Annotated in this window: 20 protein-coding genes; 10 read left to right on the top strand and 10 right to left on the bottom strand. The window is 74.0% G+C overall.

The genetic code is table 11. The features are described from left to right. Window positions 1-24 precede the first annotated feature (24 nt). Window positions 25-567, bottom strand: a complete 543-nt coding sequence (locus tag QFZ75_RS34835) for a GNAT family N-acetyltransferase (RefSeq protein WP_307543357.1) — start codon at window positions 565-567, stop codon at window positions 25-27. Between the two features lie 80 nt (window positions 568-647). Here QFZ75_RS34835 and QFZ75_RS34830 point away from each other — a divergent pair, with 80 nt between their 5' ends. Beyond that, window positions 648-1,034, top strand: a complete 387-nt coding sequence (locus QFZ75_RS34830) for a VOC family protein (RefSeq protein ID WP_307543355.1) — start codon at window positions 648-650, stop codon at window positions 1,032-1,034. Window positions 1,035-1,060: 26 nt separating this feature from the next. Here QFZ75_RS34830 and QFZ75_RS34825 read toward each other — a convergent pair whose 3' ends face one another. Further along, on the bottom strand, window positions 1,061-2,005 hold the full coding sequence (locus QFZ75_RS34825) for a MerR family transcriptional regulator (RefSeq protein ID WP_307543354.1): 945 nt from the start codon (window positions 2,003-2,005) through the stop codon (window positions 1,061-1,063). 66 nt (window positions 2,006-2,071) lie between these two features. On the opposite strand from QFZ75_RS34825, the gene QFZ75_RS34820 reads away from it, so the two are divergent. Further along, window positions 2,072-3,583 carry an alpha/beta hydrolase gene (locus QFZ75_RS34820; protein ID WP_307543352.1) on the top strand — a complete coding sequence of 504 codons (1,512 nt, stop codon included), beginning with the start codon at window positions 2,072-2,074 and terminating at the stop codon, window positions 3,581-3,583. Here the strand turns inward: QFZ75_RS34820 and QFZ75_RS34815 are convergent. Continuing rightward, a complete protein-coding gene (locus QFZ75_RS34815) occupies window positions 3,573-3,941 on the bottom strand; it encodes a VOC family protein (RefSeq protein WP_307543350.1) in 369 nt (122 codons plus the stop codon). The two genes, QFZ75_RS34820 and QFZ75_RS34815, sit on opposite strands and share 11 nt — an antisense overlap. Window positions 3,942-3,963: 22 nt before the next feature. After that, on the bottom strand, window positions 3,964-4,929 hold the full coding sequence (locus tag QFZ75_RS34810) for an LLM class F420-dependent oxidoreductase (RefSeq protein WP_307543348.1): 966 nt from the start codon (window positions 4,927-4,929) through the stop codon (window positions 3,964-3,966). 76 nt (window positions 4,930-5,005) lie between these two features. Here QFZ75_RS34810 and QFZ75_RS34805 point away from each other — a divergent pair, with 76 nt between their 5' ends. Beyond that, window positions 5,006-5,557 carry a cysteine hydrolase family protein gene (locus tag QFZ75_RS34805; RefSeq protein ID WP_307543346.1) on the top strand — a complete coding sequence of 184 codons (552 nt, stop codon included), beginning with the start codon at window positions 5,006-5,008 and terminating at the stop codon, window positions 5,555-5,557. A gap of 74 nt (window positions 5,558-5,631) precedes the next feature. After that, window positions 5,632-6,684 carry a Ppx/GppA family phosphatase gene (locus tag QFZ75_RS34800; protein ID WP_307543344.1) on the top strand — a complete coding sequence of 351 codons (1,053 nt, stop codon included), beginning with the start codon at window positions 5,632-5,634 and terminating at the stop codon, window positions 6,682-6,684. A gap of 145 nt (window positions 6,685-6,829) precedes the next feature. Here QFZ75_RS34800 and QFZ75_RS34795 read toward each other — a convergent pair whose 3' ends face one another. Next, window positions 6,830-7,420 carry a MarR family winged helix-turn-helix transcriptional regulator gene (locus QFZ75_RS34795; RefSeq protein ID WP_307543343.1) on the bottom strand — a complete coding sequence of 197 codons (591 nt, stop codon included), beginning with the start codon at window positions 7,418-7,420 and terminating at the stop codon, window positions 6,830-6,832. Then, window positions 7,417-9,114 (bottom strand): FUSC family protein, encoded by a 1,698-nt coding sequence (locus QFZ75_RS34790; protein ID WP_307543342.1) that lies wholly within the window; start codon window positions 9,112-9,114, stop codon window positions 7,417-7,419. Before QFZ75_RS34790 ends, QFZ75_RS34795 begins: the two co-directional genes overlap by 4 nt. A 185-nt stretch (window positions 9,115-9,299) precedes the next feature. Between QFZ75_RS34790 and QFZ75_RS34785 the strand changes: the two genes are divergently transcribed. The 4 genes from QFZ75_RS34785 to QFZ75_RS34770 all read left to right on the top strand — a co-directional run bounded on the left by QFZ75_RS34785 (window position 9,300) and on the right by QFZ75_RS34770 (window position 12,655). Beyond that, entirely contained in the window at window positions 9,300-9,857 is a 558-nt protein-coding gene (locus QFZ75_RS34785; protein WP_307543341.1) for a DUF5134 domain-containing protein, read from the top strand. A 163-nt stretch (window positions 9,858-10,020) separates the two neighbouring features. After that, entirely contained in the window at window positions 10,021-10,953 is a 933-nt protein-coding gene (locus QFZ75_RS34780) for a M56 family metallopeptidase (protein ID WP_307543339.1), read from the top strand. 66 nt (window positions 10,954-11,019) lie between these two features. Then, a complete protein-coding gene (locus QFZ75_RS34775) occupies window positions 11,020-11,703 on the top strand; it encodes a phosphatase PAP2 family protein (RefSeq protein WP_307543337.1) in 684 nt (227 codons plus the stop codon). A gap of 163 nt (window positions 11,704-11,866) precedes the next feature. Continuing rightward, window positions 11,867-12,655: an SAM-dependent methyltransferase gene (locus QFZ75_RS34770; RefSeq protein WP_307543336.1), complete on the top strand. Its 789-nt coding sequence runs from the start codon at window positions 11,867-11,869 to the stop codon at window positions 12,653-12,655. Between the two features lie 63 nt (window positions 12,656-12,718). Here QFZ75_RS34770 and QFZ75_RS34765 read toward each other — a convergent pair whose 3' ends face one another. From QFZ75_RS34765 to QFZ75_RS34750, 4 genes are all read right to left on the bottom strand, one after another. Continuing rightward, the gene (locus QFZ75_RS34765; RefSeq protein ID WP_307543334.1) at window positions 12,719-13,270 is read right to left on the bottom strand and encodes a hypothetical protein; all 552 of its coding nucleotides are present in this window, start codon (window positions 13,268-13,270) and stop codon (window positions 12,719-12,721) included. Window positions 13,271-13,480: 210 nt separating this feature from the next. Further along, window positions 13,481-14,215 (bottom strand): GAF and ANTAR domain-containing protein, encoded by a 735-nt coding sequence (locus QFZ75_RS34760; RefSeq protein WP_307543332.1) that lies wholly within the window; start codon window positions 14,213-14,215, stop codon window positions 13,481-13,483. A gap of 313 nt (window positions 14,216-14,528) precedes the next feature. Continuing rightward, a complete protein-coding gene (locus tag QFZ75_RS34755; protein WP_307543331.1) occupies window positions 14,529-14,861 on the bottom strand; it encodes a helix-turn-helix transcriptional regulator in 333 nt (110 codons plus the stop codon). 106 nt (window positions 14,862-14,967) lie between these two features. Next, complete coding sequence (locus QFZ75_RS34750; RefSeq protein ID WP_307543329.1) at window positions 14,968-15,840, bottom strand: helix-turn-helix transcriptional regulator; 873 nt, start codon at window positions 15,838-15,840, stop codon at window positions 14,968-14,970. A 186-nt stretch (window positions 15,841-16,026) separates the two neighbouring features. On the opposite strand from QFZ75_RS34750, the gene QFZ75_RS34745 reads away from it, so the two are divergent. Together QFZ75_RS34745 and QFZ75_RS34740 are read left to right on the top strand one after the other, a co-directional pair. Further along, the gene (locus tag QFZ75_RS34745; protein WP_307543328.1) at window positions 16,027-16,488 is read left to right on the top strand and encodes a nuclear transport factor 2 family protein; all 462 of its coding nucleotides are present in this window, start codon (window positions 16,027-16,029) and stop codon (window positions 16,486-16,488) included. Window positions 16,489-16,701: 213 nt separating this feature from the next. Continuing rightward, complete coding sequence (locus QFZ75_RS34740; protein WP_307543326.1) at window positions 16,702-17,535, top strand: hypothetical protein; 834 nt, start codon at window positions 16,702-16,704, stop codon at window positions 17,533-17,535. Window positions 17,536-17,541 lie beyond the last annotated feature (6 nt).

The raw sequence follows: 17,541 nt of genomic DNA, 5'->3' as shown, positions 1-17,541 counted from the left end.
GCCGGGCGACCGGCGGCGCGACGGCTATGCGAGCGGCTTGACCAGGAGCTCGAACTGCAGGTCGGCGCGCTGCGGGACGCCGAACCGCTCGTCGCCGTACGGGAAGGGGGTCATCTCTCCCGTACGGCGGTAGCCGCGCCGCTCGTACCAGGCGATGAGGTCCTCGCGCACGGAGATCACGGTCATGTGCATCTCCGTGACGCCCCAGGTCGCCCGGGCCAGCTGCTCGGCCTCCGCGATGATCACCTTGCCCAGGCCCGCCCCCTGGAGCGCGGGGCTCACCGCGAACATGCCGAAGTAGGCGTACGTGCCACGGTGTTCGAGCTGGCAGCAGGCGACCACCGCGCCCTCGCGCTCGACGGTCAGCAGGCGGCTGTCAGGAGACTCGACGACCGCGAGGACGCCCTCCGGGTCCGTCCGCTGCCCTTGCAGGATGTCCGCCTCGGTGGTCCAGCCGGCGCGGCTGGAGTCCCCGCGGTAGGCCGACTCGATCAGTGCGACCAGGGCGTCCACGTCGGAGTCGACGGCGTCGCGGAAGGTCAGTCCCTCGGGGGCGGCGGTGTGCATGGGGCGGTTCTCCGAATCTCGGGCGCGGCTCGGCCATGGACGAGGGTAACCCTCCCCTCTTCGGCCCTAGGCTCGGGCGCATGGTGCACGTACTGAGCAGCCGGACCTTGCTCCGCCCCGCCGACCCCGAGCGTTCCCGTGTCTTCTACGGCGAGAAGCTGGGGCTGCCCGTCTACCGCGAGTTCGGTACGGGCCCCGAGCGCGGCACCGTCTACTTCCTGGGCGGCGGCTTCCTCGAGGTCTCGGGCCGCGGCGGGGAACCGCCCTCCCCGGCCGTCAGGCTGTGGCTCCAGGTGGCCGACGCGAGGGCGGCGTACGAGGAGCTCGTGGCCGCGGGCGTCGAGGTGCGCCGGCCTCCGGTGAAGGAGCCGTGGGGGCTCATCGAGATGTGGCTCGCGGACCCGGACGGGACGGAGATCGTCATCACCGAGGTCCCGGCGGACCATCCCCTGCGGTACCGCCCCTGAGACACCCCTCGTGAGGCGCCGCCCGTTCAGGCCGCCGTCGTGCTCGCGGTCAGTGCCTCACGGAGCCAGGCGTCGGCGCCGCCCAGGGTCGGGCCGGGGGTCAGCTCCCCCGCCAGCTGCCAGTAGCGGGCCATCACCGGGTGGTCCGCCGCGGCGAGACGGACGGTGAGGACGCGGCGGAAGGCGGGACTGTCACGGGTGTCCGCGGCGCGGGCGTGGGCGGCGACGTAGCAGTCCAGCGCCTCGCCGGGACCGGGGTCCCGGCCGGTCCGCAGGGCGGCCTCCACCAGCCGGTGCGCCTCGTGCAGCCCGTCGTAGAGCAGGTCCGGGTGGACGGCCGTGACGGGCCGGTGGGAGACCAGGCAGTGGTCGGTGGCGGCCGTCGCCAGGGCGTGGAGGCGGGCGAAGGCCAGCACCTGGTCCGGGGTCGGGTCCGCCGGGGGCTGCGGGACGGCCGCGTCGGTGACGGACCTGCGCAGGCGGGTGGAGAGGCGGACCGGCAGTACGCGCCGCCAGTAGTGGGCGAGGGCGGAGGTGCTGGGCGGGACGCTGACCGCCCCGATCAGTTCGAGGCGCTCCGCGAGCCTCTCCGGGGCGCCGTCCCGCAGCGCCCGCAGTGCGGCCTCGCGCCAGCGCAGGGCGGCGAGTTCGGTGCCCAGGTCGTCCAGCCGGCGTGCCACGACGGCAGCCAGGACGTCACCACCGTCGCCCTCGACCGGCCCGTCCGCGCCGTCACCGCCGTCCGCGCGGTCGAGGACCCGCCCGATCTCGGGGACGGACACGCCGAGCGAGCGCAGGGCGCGGATCGTGCGCAGCCGGGCCGCCGCCCCGGGGCCGTACCGGCGGTGACCGCCGCCGCTGCGCGGGGCTTCGGGCAGCAGGCCGCGGTCGGAGTAGAAGCGGACGGTCTTGACCGTGGTGCCGGCCGACGCGGCGAGTTCGCCGATGCTCAGGGTGGCTTCCGGTGGCAAGGGTTGAACCTCCCTCAGGGGGAGTTCCTAGGTTACCCAGGACGAACCCAGCCCCTGGAGGTGCGCATGTCCACGTTCATCCTGGTCTCCGGCCCGTTCACCGACGGACGCGTCTGGAGCGAAGTGGCCGAGCGGTTGCGGGAATCGGGCGCCGGAGCGCATCCGGTGACGCCGAGCCGGCAGCCCGGGGCCGACCTGGAGACGCATGTCGAGGACGTAATCCGCCTGATCGACCTTCTCCGGCAGCGGGCGCCGCGGGAGGAGTTGGTGCTGGTGGGCCACGGCTACGGCATCCACCCCGTGCTGGGCGCGGCGGACCGCCGCGCGGAGCGGATCGCGCGGATCGTGCACCTGGACGCCGGGATGCCGCAGGACGGCGATGCGGCGCTGGCCCTGGTGCCGGACCCGTCGGCGCACGAACTGCTGAGCGCCCAGGGGGATTCCGGTCCGCTCCCGCCACCAGCTCCGGCGCAGTGGGAGCGGTGGGGCAGCACGGAAGGTCTGTCCGCGCACCAGCTCGACCTGCTGAGCCGGCTGGCGGCCCCGCAGCCCCGGCGCACGCTGACGCAGCCCTTGCGGCTGACCGGCGCTGCCGCGGCCGTGCCGAGCAGCGGCATCCTGTGCACGGCGGGCGGGACGACCCTCGAACTGGTCGAGGCGCTGGTGCGCACCGGTCCGCCGCAGTTCCGGAAGCTGGCCGATCCGCGGGTGGGCTTCTTCGAACTGGCCACCGGCCACTGGCCGATGCTCTCCTGCCCGGACGAACTGGCCGGGGTGCTGATCCGCGCGGCCGCGGGCGAGGGGCGGCGGCTGACCGTGCCCGAGGGCGAGCCGCCGTTCCTCGGCTCCTTCCTGCTCGACGTCCCGCAGCGGCCACGGGTACGGATCGGACGGGTGGACCTGCACCTGCCGGAACCGGGGGACGCGGGAGGGCCGCGGCCCGCCGTGCTGTTCGTGCACGGCGGGCCGGTGCCGGCCGACCTCGTCCCGGCGCCGCGCGACACGCCGTTCTACCTCGGTTACGCCCGCCTCGCGGCGAGCCTGGGCGCGGTGGGCGCCGTCGTGGAGCACCGCCTGCACGGCGTCACCGACTACGCGCAGGCGGCGGACGACGTGACCGAGGCCCTCGAAATCCTGCGGGCCGACCCCCGGGTGGACGCCCGGCGCATCGGTCTGTGGATCTTCTCCGGCGCCGGTCCGCTCGCCGCGGACTGGCTCGGCGCCCCGCCCCCGTGGCTGCGCTGCCTCGCCCTCACCTACCCGATCCTGGCCCCGCTGCCCGGCTGGGGCGCGGTCGGCCCCCGCTTCCGTCCGGTGGACGCCCTGCGCGCCGACGGCGCGGCACCGCCACCGCTCGTGCTCACGCGGGCAGGGCTGGAGACACCCCTGATCGCCGCCACGGTGGCGCGGTTCACCGCTGCCGCGCGGGAGACGAAGGCCCCGCTCGAGGTCGTCGACGTACCGAACGGCCGGCACGGCTTCGAGCTCCACGGACCGACGGACGAGTCGCGCGAGGCGGTGTCCCGGGCCGTGCGTACGGTGGTGGCCCGTCTGGACGGGGCGGGTGTCAGTCCGTGACGAGGCAGAAGGGGTGGCCCGCCGGGTCCGCGTACACCCGGAAGCCCCGGCTGCCGTCCTTGTCGTCCAGGTCGAGCGGGGTGGCTCCGAGGGCCAGCACCTGCTCCTGGGCCGCGTCGATGTCCGGCACCGTGAAGTCGAGGTGCAGCTGCTGGGAGCCGTCCGCGTCCGGCCAGTGCGGCGGGCGGTGGCCGGGGGCCCGCTGGAAGGAGATGCGGTGGCCGCCGGGTGCGTGGAGGTCGTACCAGTCGTCGCTGTCCCGCCGGACCTCGCCGCCCAGGATGCCCGCGTAGAACTCCGCGAGGGCGGGCGGGTCCGGGCAGTCGAGTGCTACGAGGCAGTACGTGGCGATGGCCATGCCGGTCCTTTCGCTGTCGGGTTCACAGATTCCTCAGTTCGGGCAGCAGTTCCTTCTCGGCCCACTCCATGAAGGGGTACTGCCGGTCGCCGCCGATCTGGACCAGGGCGACCTCGGTGAAGCCCGCCTCGACGTAGGGGCGGACGGCTTCGACGACTGCGTCCACGTCGTCGCCGCACGGGATGCCCTCGGCGACGTCCTCGGGACGGACGTACCGCGTGGCCGTGTCGAAGCCCGCCGGACCCGGGAGTTCGGAGTTGACCGGCCAGCCGCCGAGCGACCAGCGGAACTGCTCGTGGGCCCGCGCGACGGCGGCGTCCCTGTCCGTGTCGAAGCAGATCGGCAGCTGCCCCACCCTGGGCTTGCCGCCGCCGCCGTGCCGGTCGAAGGAGTCGATCAGCTCGGCCTTCGGCTCGGTGGCGATCACCAGGTCGGCCAGCCGGCCGGCGAGGGCGCAGGAGCGCTCGCCGGAGACGGCGACACCGATGGCGGGCGGCTCGTCCGGCAGGTCGAAGAGCCGGGCGTTCTCCACGTCGAAGTACGTGCCGTGGTGGTTCACGTTCCCGCCCCCGAAGAGCGCGCGGATGATCCCGACGGCCTCCTCGAGCATGTCGAGGCGTACGTGCGCGGCGGGCCAGCCGCCGCCGACCACGTGCTCGTTGAGGTTCTCCCCCGAACCGAGCCCGAGCCTGAAGCGGCCCTCGGCGAGCAGTTGCATGGTCGCGGCCTTCTGGGCGACGACCGCCGGGTGGTAGCGGGTCGTCGGACAGGTCACGTACGTCATGAGCGGGATCGTGGAGGTGGCCTGCGCGGCGGCGCCCAGGACGCTCCACGCGTACGGCGCGTGTCCCTGTTCCGTCAGCCAGGGGAAGTAGTGGTCGGACGTCACCGAGAAGTCGAAGCCGGCCTTCTCGGCGGCCACCACGTGCTGTACGAGCTCACGGGGTCCGGCCTGCTCGGTCATCATCGTGTATCCGATCTGCACCATGTTTTTCCAGTAGCCGGTCGGGGGTACCCGAAACGTCCTCCCGGCACCTCCCCACCAGAGCAGAAAGCACGAGCACATGGACGAAGCCCGGACCGGGAACACCGCGCTGATCGTCATCGACATGATCAGCACCTACGACCACGAGGACGCCGAGCAGCTGCTCCCGGCGGCGCGCAAGGCACTGCCCGCGGTGGCCCGCCTCCTGGAGCGGGCCCGGGAGCGGGACGTCCCGGTGATCTACGTCAACGACAACTTCGGCGAGTGGCGCTCGCACCTCGGGGAGATCATGGAGACCGCGCTCGCGGGACCGCACGCCGATCTCGTCGAACCGGTCCGGCCCGACGACACATCGCTGTTCGTCGTGAAGGCACGGCACTCGATCTTCTACGAGACGCCGCTGAGCCACCTCCTGAACCAGCTGGGCGTCGGGCATGTGGTGCTGTGCGGCCAGCTGACCGAGCAGTGCGTGCTGTACTCCGCGCTCGACGCCCACATCCGGCAGCTGGAGGTGACGATCCCCGAGGACGCGGTCGCCCACATCCACGCCGACCTCGCGGACGCGGCCCTGCGGATGATGGAGCGGAACATGGGCGCGCGGATCGCCTCGGCGGAGACGGCACGTCTGTGACCCCGCTCCGGACCTGCACCGGATCACCTCGCCGATCCCGGTGTGCCGGGGGCTTTTCGGGGTAGCCGCAGGGGATGCATATGGGTGTGCTCGACGTCGGCTCCAACACCGTGCGGCTGGTGATCGCGGAAACGGACGGTGCGGTCCCGCTGCCCGTGCACACCTCCAAGCGTCAGTTGCGGCTGTCCGCCCATGTCGAACGGGGCGGCCATCTCCCGGCCGAGCAGGTGGACCGGCTGGTGAAGGCGGTGGGGGATGCCCGCGACGAGGGACGGCGCTGGGGGGTGGACCAGCTCTTCGCCTTCGCCACGGCGATCGTGCGGGACGCCCCGAACCGCACCGAGGTCCTCGGACGGATCGCCGCGGAGGCCGGGGTGCCGCTGCACGTACTGCCCGGCGAGGTCGAGGCCGAGCTGACCTTCCTGGCCGCCCGGCGCTGGATGGGCTGGCGCGCGGGGCCGCTGGCCCTGCTGGACATCGGGGGCGGTTCCTTCGAGGTGGCCTTCGGCCGCAGCAGACTGCCCGACTTCGCGATCGCCCTGCCGCTGGGCGCCAACCGGCTGACCCGTGAGTTCTTCCGCGGCCAGGACCCGCCGTCACCGCACCGCACCAGGCTGCTGCGCCGGCACGTACGCCACCAGCTGCGCGATGTCGCGGCCCGCATACGGTGGGAGGCGCCGCGGACGGCGGTCGTCACCTCACGGACGTTCCAGCAGCTGGGCCGGCTCTGCGGAGCGGCCCCGGGCCGCTCCGGGCCGTTCACGCCCCGGAGCATGACCCGCGCCGACCTCGGCAAGGCCGTGGACCGCCTGGCGGCGCTGCCGGCCGCCGAGCGCGCCCTGCTGCCGGGCATCTCCCTCGCGCGGTCCGGTCAGTCGCTGGCCGGCGCGATCGTCGCGCACACCACGATGAAACTGATGGGCATCGACGAGGTGACCATCTGCCCCTGGGCGCTGCGCGAGGGGGTGCTGCTGCGCTGCATCGAGGACGGCAGCACCGAGTGGTGGGACGCGTACGGCCTGGCGGCCCAGGAGACACCGGAGGTCCGGCAGCCGCGTACGGCCAGGACACCGCTCATGCTCCATCCCCTGCGCGAGGCCGCGGCGCCCCTGGGTGCCGAGAGGTGACTCCCGTCGGTCCCCGGGGCCGCCCCGCGACGGGGTGCGGACCGTCCCGCTGAGGGCGAGGTCCGTGGGCGCGGTGCCGCCGCCCGCCCGGGAAGCGTCGAAGTGGGAGGCGTACGGGGCCGGCGCCGACGGAAGTGCGGCGGTCTCAGACGCGGGGCGCGCGGAGACGGCCCTCGAGCTGCACCAGCAGGTCGCCGAGCAGGGCGGCCAGTTCGCGTTGCCGGGTGCCGTCGAGGCCGGACAGGACCGCCGTCTCGTACGAGAGCTGCGCGGGGAGGATGCCGTCGACGAGGGCGCGTCCGGCGTCCGTGAGGCGGACGTGGGCGACGCGGCGGTCACGGGTGTCCCCGCGGCGCTCGACGAGGCCGCGCTCGGTCAGCTGCTTGAGCCGTTTGGTGACGGCGGCGCCGGAGGAGAAGGTCTCGCGGGCCAGCTCGCCGGGGGTCGGTTCGAGGCCGGTCCGGCGCAGCGCGCCGAGCAGGTCGAACTCGGGGCGCGTGAGTCCGGCGTGCCGCAGCGGCGCGTCCTCGGCCTGCTGGAGCAGCGCGGCGCAGCGGTTGATGCGCCCGATGACCTCCATGGGTCCGGTGTCGAGGCCGGGGTGGACCGCCTGCCACTGCCGGACCACCGCGGCGACCGTGTCCCCCGCGGCCGGCCGGTCCGCCCCGCCGTCCTTCGGCGAGTCGCCGTCGAGGGCGCCGGCCCCGGCCGCCCCGCGCCCGTTCGCTGCCGTCATGCCTGTACGTCCTCCAGATGGTGCGGTCCCTGCCGTCGTACCGTCGCCGCGAGCGTACGGTGTCCGCTCCGCTCGGCGAGCACCACCCGCTCCTCCGGCAGGGCGCGCTGCCACCATTCGCCGGCCGCCGCGTCCGCGGTGGCCCGCAGCTCGACGAGCGCGGCGGCCAGCCGGCGGCGGGCGGACTCCAGCGCACCGTCTTCGGCGCGCTCGGCGGCGACCAGCCGTGCCGCGTGCTCACGGGCCCGCTCCACCGTCTCCAGGGCGTCCTCGATCCGGTCCCCGGCCCGCCGGTTGGTGACGGCGACGGCGGCCACGAAGCCGACCGACGCGCCGACCAGGGTGTCCACGACCCGGTCCGCGATCAGGCCGCCGGACTCCTGGAAGCCGGTGAACTCGGTGATCAGCAGCGCCATCGGGGTCACGCAGATGCTGCCGAGCCAGTAGTTGCGGGTGATCAGGGCCTCGGCACCGAAGTTGAAGGCGAGGCAGCACAGGACCAGGGCGGCGGGGCCGAGGTGGGCGAGCGGGGCGACGGCCGCGAAGAGGAGGACACCGACGAGGTTGCCGACCACGCGCTGCACCCCGCGGCTCCAGGTGAGGGTGAGGTTCGCCTGGTAGAGCGAGGCCGCGGTGACCAGGGCCCAGTAGGGGCGTCCGACACCGAGCGCCAGCGACACGTACCCGGCGAGCGCGCAGCCGAGCGCGGTGCGCAGGGCGAGCGGGAGGAGGGGACGCAGCCTGTCGCCCGGCCGTTGCCGCGGGGCGGCCAGTTCGGCCTCCGCACCGAGCAGTTCGTCGGCGTCCCGGCCCGGCGCCACACGGGGTACGGGGTGCGTGCCGCGCAGGCCGCGCGCCCAGGAGCGCAGGAGGCCGGGGTCCGTGTCGGCCGGGGCGGCCAGCGCGACCTCGGCCCGCACGAGGAGCCGTCCGAGGGCACGGCGGGGCTCCGGACGGGCGCCCGTGGCGAGGAGCGACTGCCAGGCGGCGTGCACGGCGGCCGCCGCCGCGGCCCGGGCGCGCGCACGGCCGCCGTCCGTGTCGCCGGCGCCCTTGCCGTCACCATGGCCGGTGCCGGTGCCGGTGGTCCGGAATGCCTCGACGTGTGCGGCGGCCGCGTTCAGGGCGCGGGCGGTGGCCCGGCGTTCGGGGCCGTGCGGGCGCAGGAGGCCCGGCGCCATGCCGACGAGCCACGCCCAGGCGCCCGCCGCGGCGGCGAGGGCGAGGTGGCCGGGGACCTGACCCAGGGTCTGCGGGGCGAAGAGGGAGGCGGAGCTGATGAAGGTGAAGATCACCGGCCCGGGCGGACCGATGCCTGTTACGTCGGTCACCGCCTTGTGCGCGGCGGCGAGCAGCGCGCCGACGGCGACCAGGACCGCGGCGGAGGACGTCAGCGAGGCCGTGACCAGCGCGACGGCGACCGAGGCCAGCATGCCCAGCACGACCCCGCCGAGAGCACGGCCGCGCGCCGCGTAAGGCAGGTTGTGGGCGTAGAGCGCGCAGAGCGAGCCGGCCATGGTGAAGAGGGCCAGGTCCAGCCGGCCGAGCGCCAGCAGCGTCAGGTTCGGGACGCCGACCGCCACGACCACGCTCAGCGCGGGTTTGTACCAGATGTCGGAGGGGCGGTTGAGGCGCAGGACGCCCGCCAGGGGGAGACGGCGGGCGCGGGCGTGACGGGGTCGGGCACTGCTCATACCCATAAGTTTAACAGGTGTTTTACTCGTAAAAGATACACGTTCGCGAACTTCCGGCTCACGGCGCACTCCCGCACGCTCCCCCGCGTACACCCTTGCGCTCGCTTGCGCCCGCTTGTACGTCGCCGGGGGAGGGCATTTCTTGGACCGGACTGTGCGAACACCGTCGAGCGGGGAGGTGCGCGGTGCACGGACCGGGGTCGTCCGGCTGGCTGCTCGTCGCGCTGTGCGCGGGCACCGGGGTGTACTGCCTGTTGCGTATGCGCAGCAGGATCGAGGAACAGCGGCGTACGGCGGGCGGTGAGGCCCTGATGGGCTTCGGGATGGCGGCGATGGCGGTGCCCGCGGCCGCGATGGCGCCGCCGCGCTGGGCCTGGGCGGTCTACACGGCCGTGTTCGGTGCGGCGGCCCTGCGGGCGCTGTGGGCCCTGTGGGCGGCGCGCAGCGGCCTCCACCACCTGCACCATCTGATGGGTGCCTCCGCCATGGTCTACATGGCCGCGGTGACGGCGAACGGCACGCACTCCGGGGTGCCCGTCCTCACCGGCGTGCTGCTCGTGTACTTCACGGCGTACGTGCTCCGGACCGGGGCACGGCTGGTCCCGGCCGCGGGCGCCGCGCCGGCGGGCGGCGGACCGCCGGGAGGGGCCCGCGCGCCCGGCTGGGGCGACCGCCTGGAGCTGGCCCGCGCGTGCAGACTGTCGATGGGCATGGGAATGCTGGCGATGCTCCTCACGATCTGAGCCGGCCCGTGACAGGCACGCCCGCCCCGGGCACCCCGTCACGGGCACGGGGAACCGCGCGCCCGGCCCCCGCACCCGCGCACCGCCGCGGACACCCGTGGTCTGCGTCACTTGCTCCGGCGGGACGTATCCCGCGGCACCGCCCCGCTCATAGGCTGCCTCCATGATGGTCCCCGCGGCACTGCTGCTGCTCGGCGCCCTGGCCGCCGTCCTCGCCCCGCGGCTGCTCGCGCGGACCGACTGGCAGGACCGCGAACCGGTGGTCGCCCTGTGGGCCTGGCAGTGCGTGGTGGTGGCCGTACTGCTCTGCTGCGCGCTGTCGATGACGCTGAGCGCGGCGGCCGCCTGGCAGGCGGTGCGCGGCCATGTCTTCGCCCCCGCCCCGCACGGCGTGGTGGAGGCGTACGCGCTCACCGGCGGGCCCTGGGCCGCGGCGACGGCGGTGACACTGGCCCTCGGCGCCGCGTGGAGCGCGACCATGCTGGCCCGCGAGATCACCCGGGCCGCAGCCGCCCGCCGCCGACGGCGCGGCGAACTCGCGCTGCGCGCCCCGCTGTTGCCCGGCGAGGAGCCGGACGGCGAGCGCCTGGTCGTCCTGGAGGGGGAGCGGCCCGACGCCTGGTGGTTACCGGGCACCGCGCCCCGACTGGTCGTCACCACGGCCGCGTTGCGCCGTCTGAAGGGGCAGCAACTGGACGCCGTGCTCGCCCATGAGCAGGGGCACGCGCGCGCCCGGCACAATTGGCTGCTGCACTCCTCGGCCGCGCTGGCCACCGGATTCCCCCGGGTCCCGGTGTTCGCGGCGTTCCGCGACGAGATGCACCGGCTGGTCGAACTCGCCGCGGACGACATGGCGTCGCGCCGGTTCGGACGGCTCACCATCGCTCTCGCGCTGGTTCAGCTCAACGAGGACAGCGGCGTGTTCGGTCCGTGCCCGACCCCGCAGGCCCATGTCCCGCGGCGGGTCGACCGGTTGCTCACGCCGCCGGACCGCCTCCCGCCCGTCCGCCGGCTGCGGCTCACCGCGGCGGCGGCGCTGGTGCCGGTGGTGCCGGTCCTGGTGGCCTTCGGGCCCGGCCTGCGGGCGCTCGGCTGACCGCGATCCGACGCGCGGGCCACCCCGGGGTCGCCCGCGGGCCCACCGGTCGGCGAGGATCGGTGCATGCACTCCCCCGTCGACTCGCCGCCCCACGCGACAGGCCCCGGGATCGCCCTGCGCGTCGCCGCGGCCCTCGTCCTGCCCACCGCGCTGCTGCTCGTCCTGGTCGCCGCGTCCTGGGACCCGCTGATGGTCCTCGACGGTGACATCGCCCGCACCACCCACCGCTGGGCGGTCGCCGAACCGGACCTGACGCAGGCGTTCCGCATCCTCACCGACTGGGTGTGGGACCCCTGGACCATGCGCGCCCTGGCCACCGTCGCCGTGCTGTGGCTGGTGCTGCACCACGGTGCCTGGTGGCTCGCGCTGTGGCTGACGGCCACCTGTCTGCTCGGCTCGCTCCTCTCGCAGGTCCTCAAGGCGGCCGTCGACCGCGAGCGCCCGGTGTGGCCCGACCCGGTGGACTCCGCCCACTTCGCGGCCTTCCCCTCCGGGCACGCCATGACGGCCACGGTGGTGTGCGGCCTGCTGCTGTGGCTGCTGCGCCTGTACGGTGCCGGGCGCGTCCTGTGGCGTACCGCGCTGGCCGTGTCGGTGGTGTCCGTCGTCGGAGTGGGCCTCACCCGCGTCTGGCTGGGCGTGCACTGGTCGTCGGACGTGCTCGGCGGCTGGCTCCTGGGCGCGTTGACGGTGGCACTGGCGGTGGCCTCGTACGACCGGTTCCGCGGGACCGGCGCACCGCGCTGACGGCGCCGGGGGGGGCGGCGCGGAGGCGGCCCGGAGGGGCCTTCGGGCCGGACAGCCGTGCGGCCGCACCACTTCAGTCCCGCGCGGGTCGCATGATGTACTCCGCTAGGGTGATCGAACAGTCGATCCGCCCGCATTCACTGGCGCGCGCGATGGAGTTGCCATGCCGACCGAACCCCAGCGGTTCTCCGAGATCGTCACCGACAGGGCGCACCCCGCGCGGGTCTACGACTGGCTGCTGGGCGGCAAGGACAACTACCCGGTCGACGAGGCCGTCGGGGAACAGCTCCCGCCCGAGGCCAAGGACGCGGCCCGGCAGAACCGGCAGTTCATGCACCGGGCGGCCGCCTGGCTCGCCGCACAGGGCATCGACCAGTTCCTGGACATCGGCACGGGCATCCCCACCGAGCCCAACCTCCACCAGATCGTGCAGGACATCGTGCCGACGGCGAAGGTCGTCTACACCGACAACGACCCGATCGTCCTGCGGCACGCCGAGGCACTGCTGATCAGCCGTGCCGAGGGGGTCACCGACTACATCGAGGCCGACGTACGGCAGCCGGCGGGGATCGTCGAACACGCCCGGCACACTCTGGACTTCGACCGCCCGATCGCGCTGTCGCTGATCGCCCTGATGCACTTCATTCCCGACGAGCAGGACGCGCACGCGATCGTCCGCGCCCTGGTCGCGACGCTGCCGCCGGGCAGTTACCTGGTGCTGTCGCACGCCGCCTCCGACCTGTATCCGGAACTCTCCGCCCAGGTCACGGCCGAGTACGCCAAGGGCGGCATCAAGCTCGGCTTCCGCACCCGCGCCGAGGTGGAGCGCTTCTTCGACGGCCTCGACCTCGTCGAGCCCGGCCTGGTGACCGCGACGCAGTGGGACCCCTCGGGCGCGGTGGAGCCGGCCGAGGGCAGCGGGATCTACGTGGGAGTGGCCCGTATCCGGTGACGCGGGCCGTTCCGCGAGGAGTCCGTCCGGTGCGGAGGCACGTCCTCCCGTCGGCACGGGCCGTCAGGTGGTGGCTACCTCGCGGGGTCGAGGGTGCCGGCGGGTGAGGAAACCCCGGGCGAGTTCGGCCAGGGGCCGGTCGTGAGCGGCTGCGTGGGCTCTCAGGCACAGGAGGGCCCGGCCCGGGGAAGTGCCGAGTTCGTCGGCGGGGAAACCGGTGGCCCGGTGGACCTCGGCGCGGTACAGCCGCAGGCCGGGGTCCGGCCCGGTGCCGTCGGCCGGGGTGGTCGGTTCGGTGCACAGCAGGGGCAGCAGGGTGCGGGCCGGCCGTTCCAGGCTCCGGAGTCGAGCGGTGCCGGGTGGGCCGGAGCAGGTCCGGTAGCCGGTGGGCACACCTATGACGGCGGCGCCGAGGCCCAGGGGGGTGGCGATGACGGCGCGCAGTTCGGTGCGTACGGCGGCCGGCAGGAAGAGGGGCCGGCGGGCGGGGCCGGCGGCGGGCAGGTCCGGTTCGGGCAGGATGCGGCCGTGCTGCGCGGCCTCCAGGGTGGGACCGTCGCCCAGGGTGTACTGCAGGGTGTCCGGAGCGGGTCCCAGGCCCTGACCGGGTCGCACCACAGCAGTTCGAGGTGACCGTCGCGGGCGAGCACGTTCACGGTGAGGGCGTCCAGGCCGAGCCGGCGGGCGGTGCCGGGAGCGACGGCGGTGTCCGGACCGGGTGCGCCGTCGCCACCGGCCGGGTGCGCGCGGGGCAGGGGTCCGGCCGGACCGTCGTGGGGTGGCGGAGCGCCGCCCGAGGCGGCGTCCGGGTCGTCGCGGGGCGTGTCACAGCACCGTGTCGAGTTCGGCCGGGATGGATCCCCGCGCGATCTGGGCGGCCAGTTCGGTGAGTTTCTGCTGCCGGGAGCGGGCGAGGCCGCGCAGCCGGACGAATGCCTCCTCCACGTCGACGTCCAGACGGGAGGCGAGGACGCCCTTGGCCTGTTCGATCACGATGCGGGATTCCAGGGCTGCCTCCAGCTGGCCGATGATCTCGTCCTTGGCAACCAGGATCTGACGGTGCTGCAGGCAGATCACGGCGGCATCGGCCAGCACCTGGGCCAGACGCAGGTCCTCGCGCGTCGGCACCCGGTCGGCGCTCATCAGGTTGAGGGCGCCGAGCGGGTGCTGCGGGGTGCGCAACGGCACGGCGGCGATGCTGCTGATGCCGGCGCGCAACGCGCGCGGGGTGAAGCGGGGCCAGCGCTGGACACTGGGATGGGCGGCGCGCAGCAGGACCGGAGCCAGGGCCTTGCCGGTACGGGTGCTGTCCACGCAGGGGCCCTCGTCCAGTTCGAGCTGGTCCTCCTCCAGGCGTCGGCACGTCTCGTCGGAGGCGGTGAGGTAGTCGACCTGCCCCCTCTCGTCGAGGACGGTGACCCCGGCCGAGCGCACACCCAGCAGGCTGACCGCGTATGTCGTCAGGTCGTGCAGCAGTTCCAGGACGTCGCAGCCCTCCGCGCGGGAGGCCAGGTCGAGCACGGCCTGTGCGGCGGGGACGTCATGGCGCGTGGCAGACATGGAGAGTCCGTTCCGTCACCTCCCGGACACGCGGCGGCGAGCGGGGGCCGGGCACGCGGAGAACGTACGGGGAGGTGAGCCAGGTTGGGGCCGGCTGCAGAGAGCCATGGGATGCCCGCCGGCGGAGTGTTCCGGCTGTCGCCTCGATTCAGCTGCCCGCCGGAGCCGTCGCTGTGGCCGGTCCCACCCGCCTGGACGACTCACGGTACGCAACCGAGCGTATCCCCGGCGGGCGGTGAAAAGATCGGCCTCGGAGTCCGAAATCCAGCCATTGCCCGCCACCGGGCCGGTGTTCCGCCGTCGGGCCGTGCGCTCACCCCTGGGCGCCGTTCCCGTACCCCTCGGCGGTGACGGCCTGCAGGACACCCTCCAGAACGGCGGGGTAACGCTGGAGGGTGTCCTTGCGCAACGACACGAAGCAGCGTGTGCCCTCCATCCGGTGACGGGTCAGTCCGGCCTCGCGCAGCGTTTTCATGTGATGGCTGAGCGTCGAGGGCCCGACGTCGACCTCGAACTCGGCGCGCTGGTGCTCTCCGCCGTCGGCCAGGATCTTCATGATCAGCAGTCGGGCGGGGTCCCCGAGCGCCGAAAGCACCCGGACGAGGTGGACGTCCCCGAGGTCGGGATGGTGAGGCTGCTTGGGCATGCGGTGACCCTACCTCCGCACTTTCACGTTCGACGAACATCGATACATCAACCGTCGCGGCACCCCGCGTACTCCTCGCCCGCCGGCGGGCAGGCGGGCGCCCGGATCAGGTGGCCGCGGTGGCGGCGGTGGCCGACCGGCCGGCGATGGCCGTGAGCTTGAGCTTGGTCTCGTCCTCGCTGCCGGGTGCGGCGGTCATGATCACGATCTTGAGGTCGAAGTCGCCGTCGGTCAGGATGTCGCAGTCCACGGTGACAGGCCCCACCGCGGGATGGTCGATCGTCTTCTGGTCCTCACGGTGTGCGGCCACGCCTCCGGCCGCCCACAGCTCGGCGAACCTCGCGTTGGCACTCAGCTCGCGGATCAGCGTGGCAAGACGCCTGTCCTGGGGGTAGCGCCCGGTGGCGCGGCGCAGGTCGGAGACGACGGCGGCGTCGGTGGCCGCCCGGTCCGCCTCGGTCACCGGCCACAGCGCGAGGCGGGCGGGCCCCTCGTCCACGGGGAACCTGTCGCGGGCGAAATTGCGCAGCCGCGCCGGCGAGGCGGCCGGGTCACCCACGAGGGCGGCCCATCCGCGGTTCCACCACACCAGTTGCCAGTCCGCCGCGAAGACGGCGACCGCGACGTCCCCGAGCCGGGCGAGCACCCGCTGGACACCGGGCGTGAGGTGGTCGGAGATCGCGGCGTCCGCCGGAGGAGCCAGGTGCGCCAGCCGGTACAGGTGATCCCGCTCGGCCGTGGACAGCTGCAGGGCACGCGCCAGCGACGCCACCACCGGCGCCGAGGGAGTGGTGGCCCTTCCCTGCTCCAGACGTACGACGTAGTCGACCGACATTCCCGCGAGGTCGGCCAGCTCCTCACGCCGCAGCCCGGCGGCACGGCGGCCCAGCGCCGCCGGCAGCCCGGCGGCCGACGGGGGCAGTCGGTCACGCCACATGCGGATCACCGCGCCCAGACCGGTCCCGGATGTCGTCGTCATACCCCCCATTGTCCCTCCCCTGCCCCCACCCGCACCGCCCCAGGGTGGTACAGCCCTTCCTACCGTCCACGCATCCCTGGCCCCCCACCCCCAACCGCCCCACCATGGACAACACAACACCCTCCGACCCCAGGCCCCCCCGAACGTCCCGGCCGGACCCGCCCTCCACCACACAGGAAGAAACCCATGACCACCACCGAGAACGCACTGGCACGCCTGCTGGACGAAGCATCCATCCGCGACACCGTCGCCCGCTTCGCCGACGCCGCCACCCGCGGCGACACCGACCGCTTCCGCGCCACCTGGGCAGACGACGCCCGATGGACCATCGGCGAACATGTGCACGCCACCGGCCTGGACGACATCGTCTCCACCTACCAGAACCTGCGCCAAGGACGGGACTTCTTCGTCCAGTTCGCCGTACAGGGCCCCATCGACATCACCGGCGACGAGGCAACCACCAGCACCATCTGCCACGAAGCCGCACGCGGCCCCGGCGAGACCTACTACAGGAACCACTGCATGAGCACGGACCACCTCAAACGCTCCGAGAACGGCTGGGTCTTCACCAGCCGCTCCTTCCACTACCTCTGGCTCGACACCACCCCCTTCACCGGCAACGCCATCCCACTGCCCACCGGCTTCTGACCCCGGTCCGGGGCCTTGGGGCAGTCCCGCTGCCGTAGGGCACACAACCGGCGCCGGATCGGTTCCAGGAGTTTCCGCTTCGGACCAATCCGTTTGGCACCGTGGCTACGGATCACTCGGCGAGGCTGACGACGCGCGGCCGGGGTGCCCGTACGAGAGGCACCGCCGTCCGGCTACCGTCGGCACAACGGAACCGAAGCGGAAGGCAGTTGCATGGCAGGCAAGGCGGGCGACGGCGGACACATACGCCCGGAGCGCGGTACGGATGTCCTGGACCGCGCCGAACCCGACGCCCGGGAACCCGGTGTCCAGGAACCGGATGTCCAGGAACCGGATGCCCGGGAACCCGGCACCGGGGCGGACGGGCGGTCGGCAGTCGCGGACGAGCCTGCGAGGCTGGGCAAATCCGCGCAGGCGGAGCGGTCCGCGATCGCGACCGGTGCGCCGGTGTTCGTCGACCCGAGCGGTCGGCGGGCCGGCCGGATGCGCCGGGCGGGCTGGCTCGTGGCGGCCGGCTGCGTGTGCTCGGCCGCGACCCTGGGCCTCGTGGTCACCGACCGCGACTCCTCCGCTCCCTGGCTCAGCATCCCCGGCGTGGTCGGCACCGACCACCACGACCGCGGCGCGAAGGCGGTGGGGGAACCGGAGCGGACGGAGTCCGGCGCCCCGGCCGCCGACAGCCCCGCGACCACCGCCGCGCGGCCCCCTACGGGTCAGGGGACCGAGGCCACCACGGGCACGGAGGTGATGGCCGGTCCGCGGTCGCAGGAGAGCGGCTCCGGCGCCCCGGCGGACGGGAAGTCCACGGCCGCCCCGTCCGCCGGGGCGAACGGCACCGCCGGTTCGGGGACCGGCGAAGGTACGCAGACGCCCGCGGGCCGGCCGTCCCCGTCCTCGTCCCCCGACACGGGCGAGGAGCCCGCGACACAGCCGGGTTCGGAAGCACCCGCACCGGACACCTCGGCGGACCCCGCCCCGGCGGAATCCTCCTCGCCGGGTCTGATCGGCGGCCTGGTGGACGCGGTCTCGGGCCTGTTCGGCAGGTGACCGGCC

The sequence above is a fragment of the Streptomyces sp. V3I8 genome (assembly GCF_030817535.1).
In the GTDB taxonomy this organism is placed as follows: Bacteria; Actinomycetota; Actinomycetes; order Streptomycetales; family Streptomycetaceae; genus Streptomyces.
The sequence above is the reverse complement of the archived record's forward strand: the minus strand, read 5'-3'. Positions and strand labels throughout refer to the sequence as shown.

Bases quoted from the DNA above. Each gene is read 5' to 3' on its own strand.
- QFZ75_RS34830 (WP_307543355.1), top strand. From the start codon at position 648: ATGGTGCACGTACTGAGCAGCCGGACCTTGCTCCGCCCCGCCGACCCC.
- QFZ75_RS34775 (WP_307543337.1), top strand. From the start codon at position 11,020: ATGCACTCCCCCGTCGACTCGCCGCCCCACGCGACAGGCCCCGGGATC.
- QFZ75_RS34760 (WP_307543332.1), bottom strand. From the start codon at position 14,215: ATGTCTGCCACGCGCCATGACGTCCCCGCCGCACAGGCCGTGCTCGAC.
- QFZ75_RS34810 (WP_307543348.1), bottom strand. From the start codon at position 4,929: ATGGTGCAGATCGGATACACGATGATGACCGAGCAGGCCGGACCCCGT.
- QFZ75_RS34740 (WP_307543326.1), top strand. From the start codon at position 16,702: ATGGCAGGCAAGGCGGGCGACGGCGGACACATACGCCCGGAGCGCGGT.
- QFZ75_RS34780 (WP_307543339.1), top strand. From the start codon at position 10,021: ATGATGGTCCCCGCGGCACTGCTGCTGCTCGGCGCCCTGGCCGCCGTC.
- QFZ75_RS34835 (WP_307543357.1), bottom strand. From the start codon at position 567: ATGCACACCGCCGCCCCCGAGGGACTGACCTTCCGCGACGCCGTCGAC.
- QFZ75_RS34755 (WP_307543331.1), bottom strand. From the start codon at position 14,861: ATGCCCAAGCAGCCTCACCATCCCGACCTCGGGGACGTCCACCTCGTC.
- QFZ75_RS34815 (WP_307543350.1), bottom strand. From the start codon at position 3,941: ATGGCCATCGCCACGTACTGCCTCGTAGCACTCGACTGCCCGGACCCG.
- QFZ75_RS34770 (WP_307543336.1), top strand. From the start codon at position 11,867: ATGCCGACCGAACCCCAGCGGTTCTCCGAGATCGTCACCGACAGGGCG.
- QFZ75_RS34750 (WP_307543329.1), bottom strand. From the start codon at position 15,840: ATGACGACGACATCCGGGACCGGTCTGGGCGCGGTGATCCGCATGTGG.
- QFZ75_RS34820 (WP_307543352.1), top strand. From the start codon at position 2,072: ATGTCCACGTTCATCCTGGTCTCCGGCCCGTTCACCGACGGACGCGTC.
- QFZ75_RS34805 (WP_307543346.1), top strand. From the start codon at position 5,006: ATGGACGAAGCCCGGACCGGGAACACCGCGCTGATCGTCATCGACATG.
- QFZ75_RS34745 (WP_307543328.1), top strand. From the start codon at position 16,027: ATGACCACCACCGAGAACGCACTGGCACGCCTGCTGGACGAAGCATCC.
- QFZ75_RS34795 (WP_307543343.1), bottom strand. From the start codon at position 7,420: ATGACGGCAGCGAACGGGCGCGGGGCGGCCGGGGCCGGCGCCCTCGAC.
- QFZ75_RS34790 (WP_307543342.1), bottom strand. From the start codon at position 9,114: ATGAGCAGTGCCCGACCCCGTCACGCCCGCGCCCGCCGTCTCCCCCTG.
- QFZ75_RS34800 (WP_307543344.1), top strand. From the start codon at position 5,632: ATGCATATGGGTGTGCTCGACGTCGGCTCCAACACCGTGCGGCTGGTG.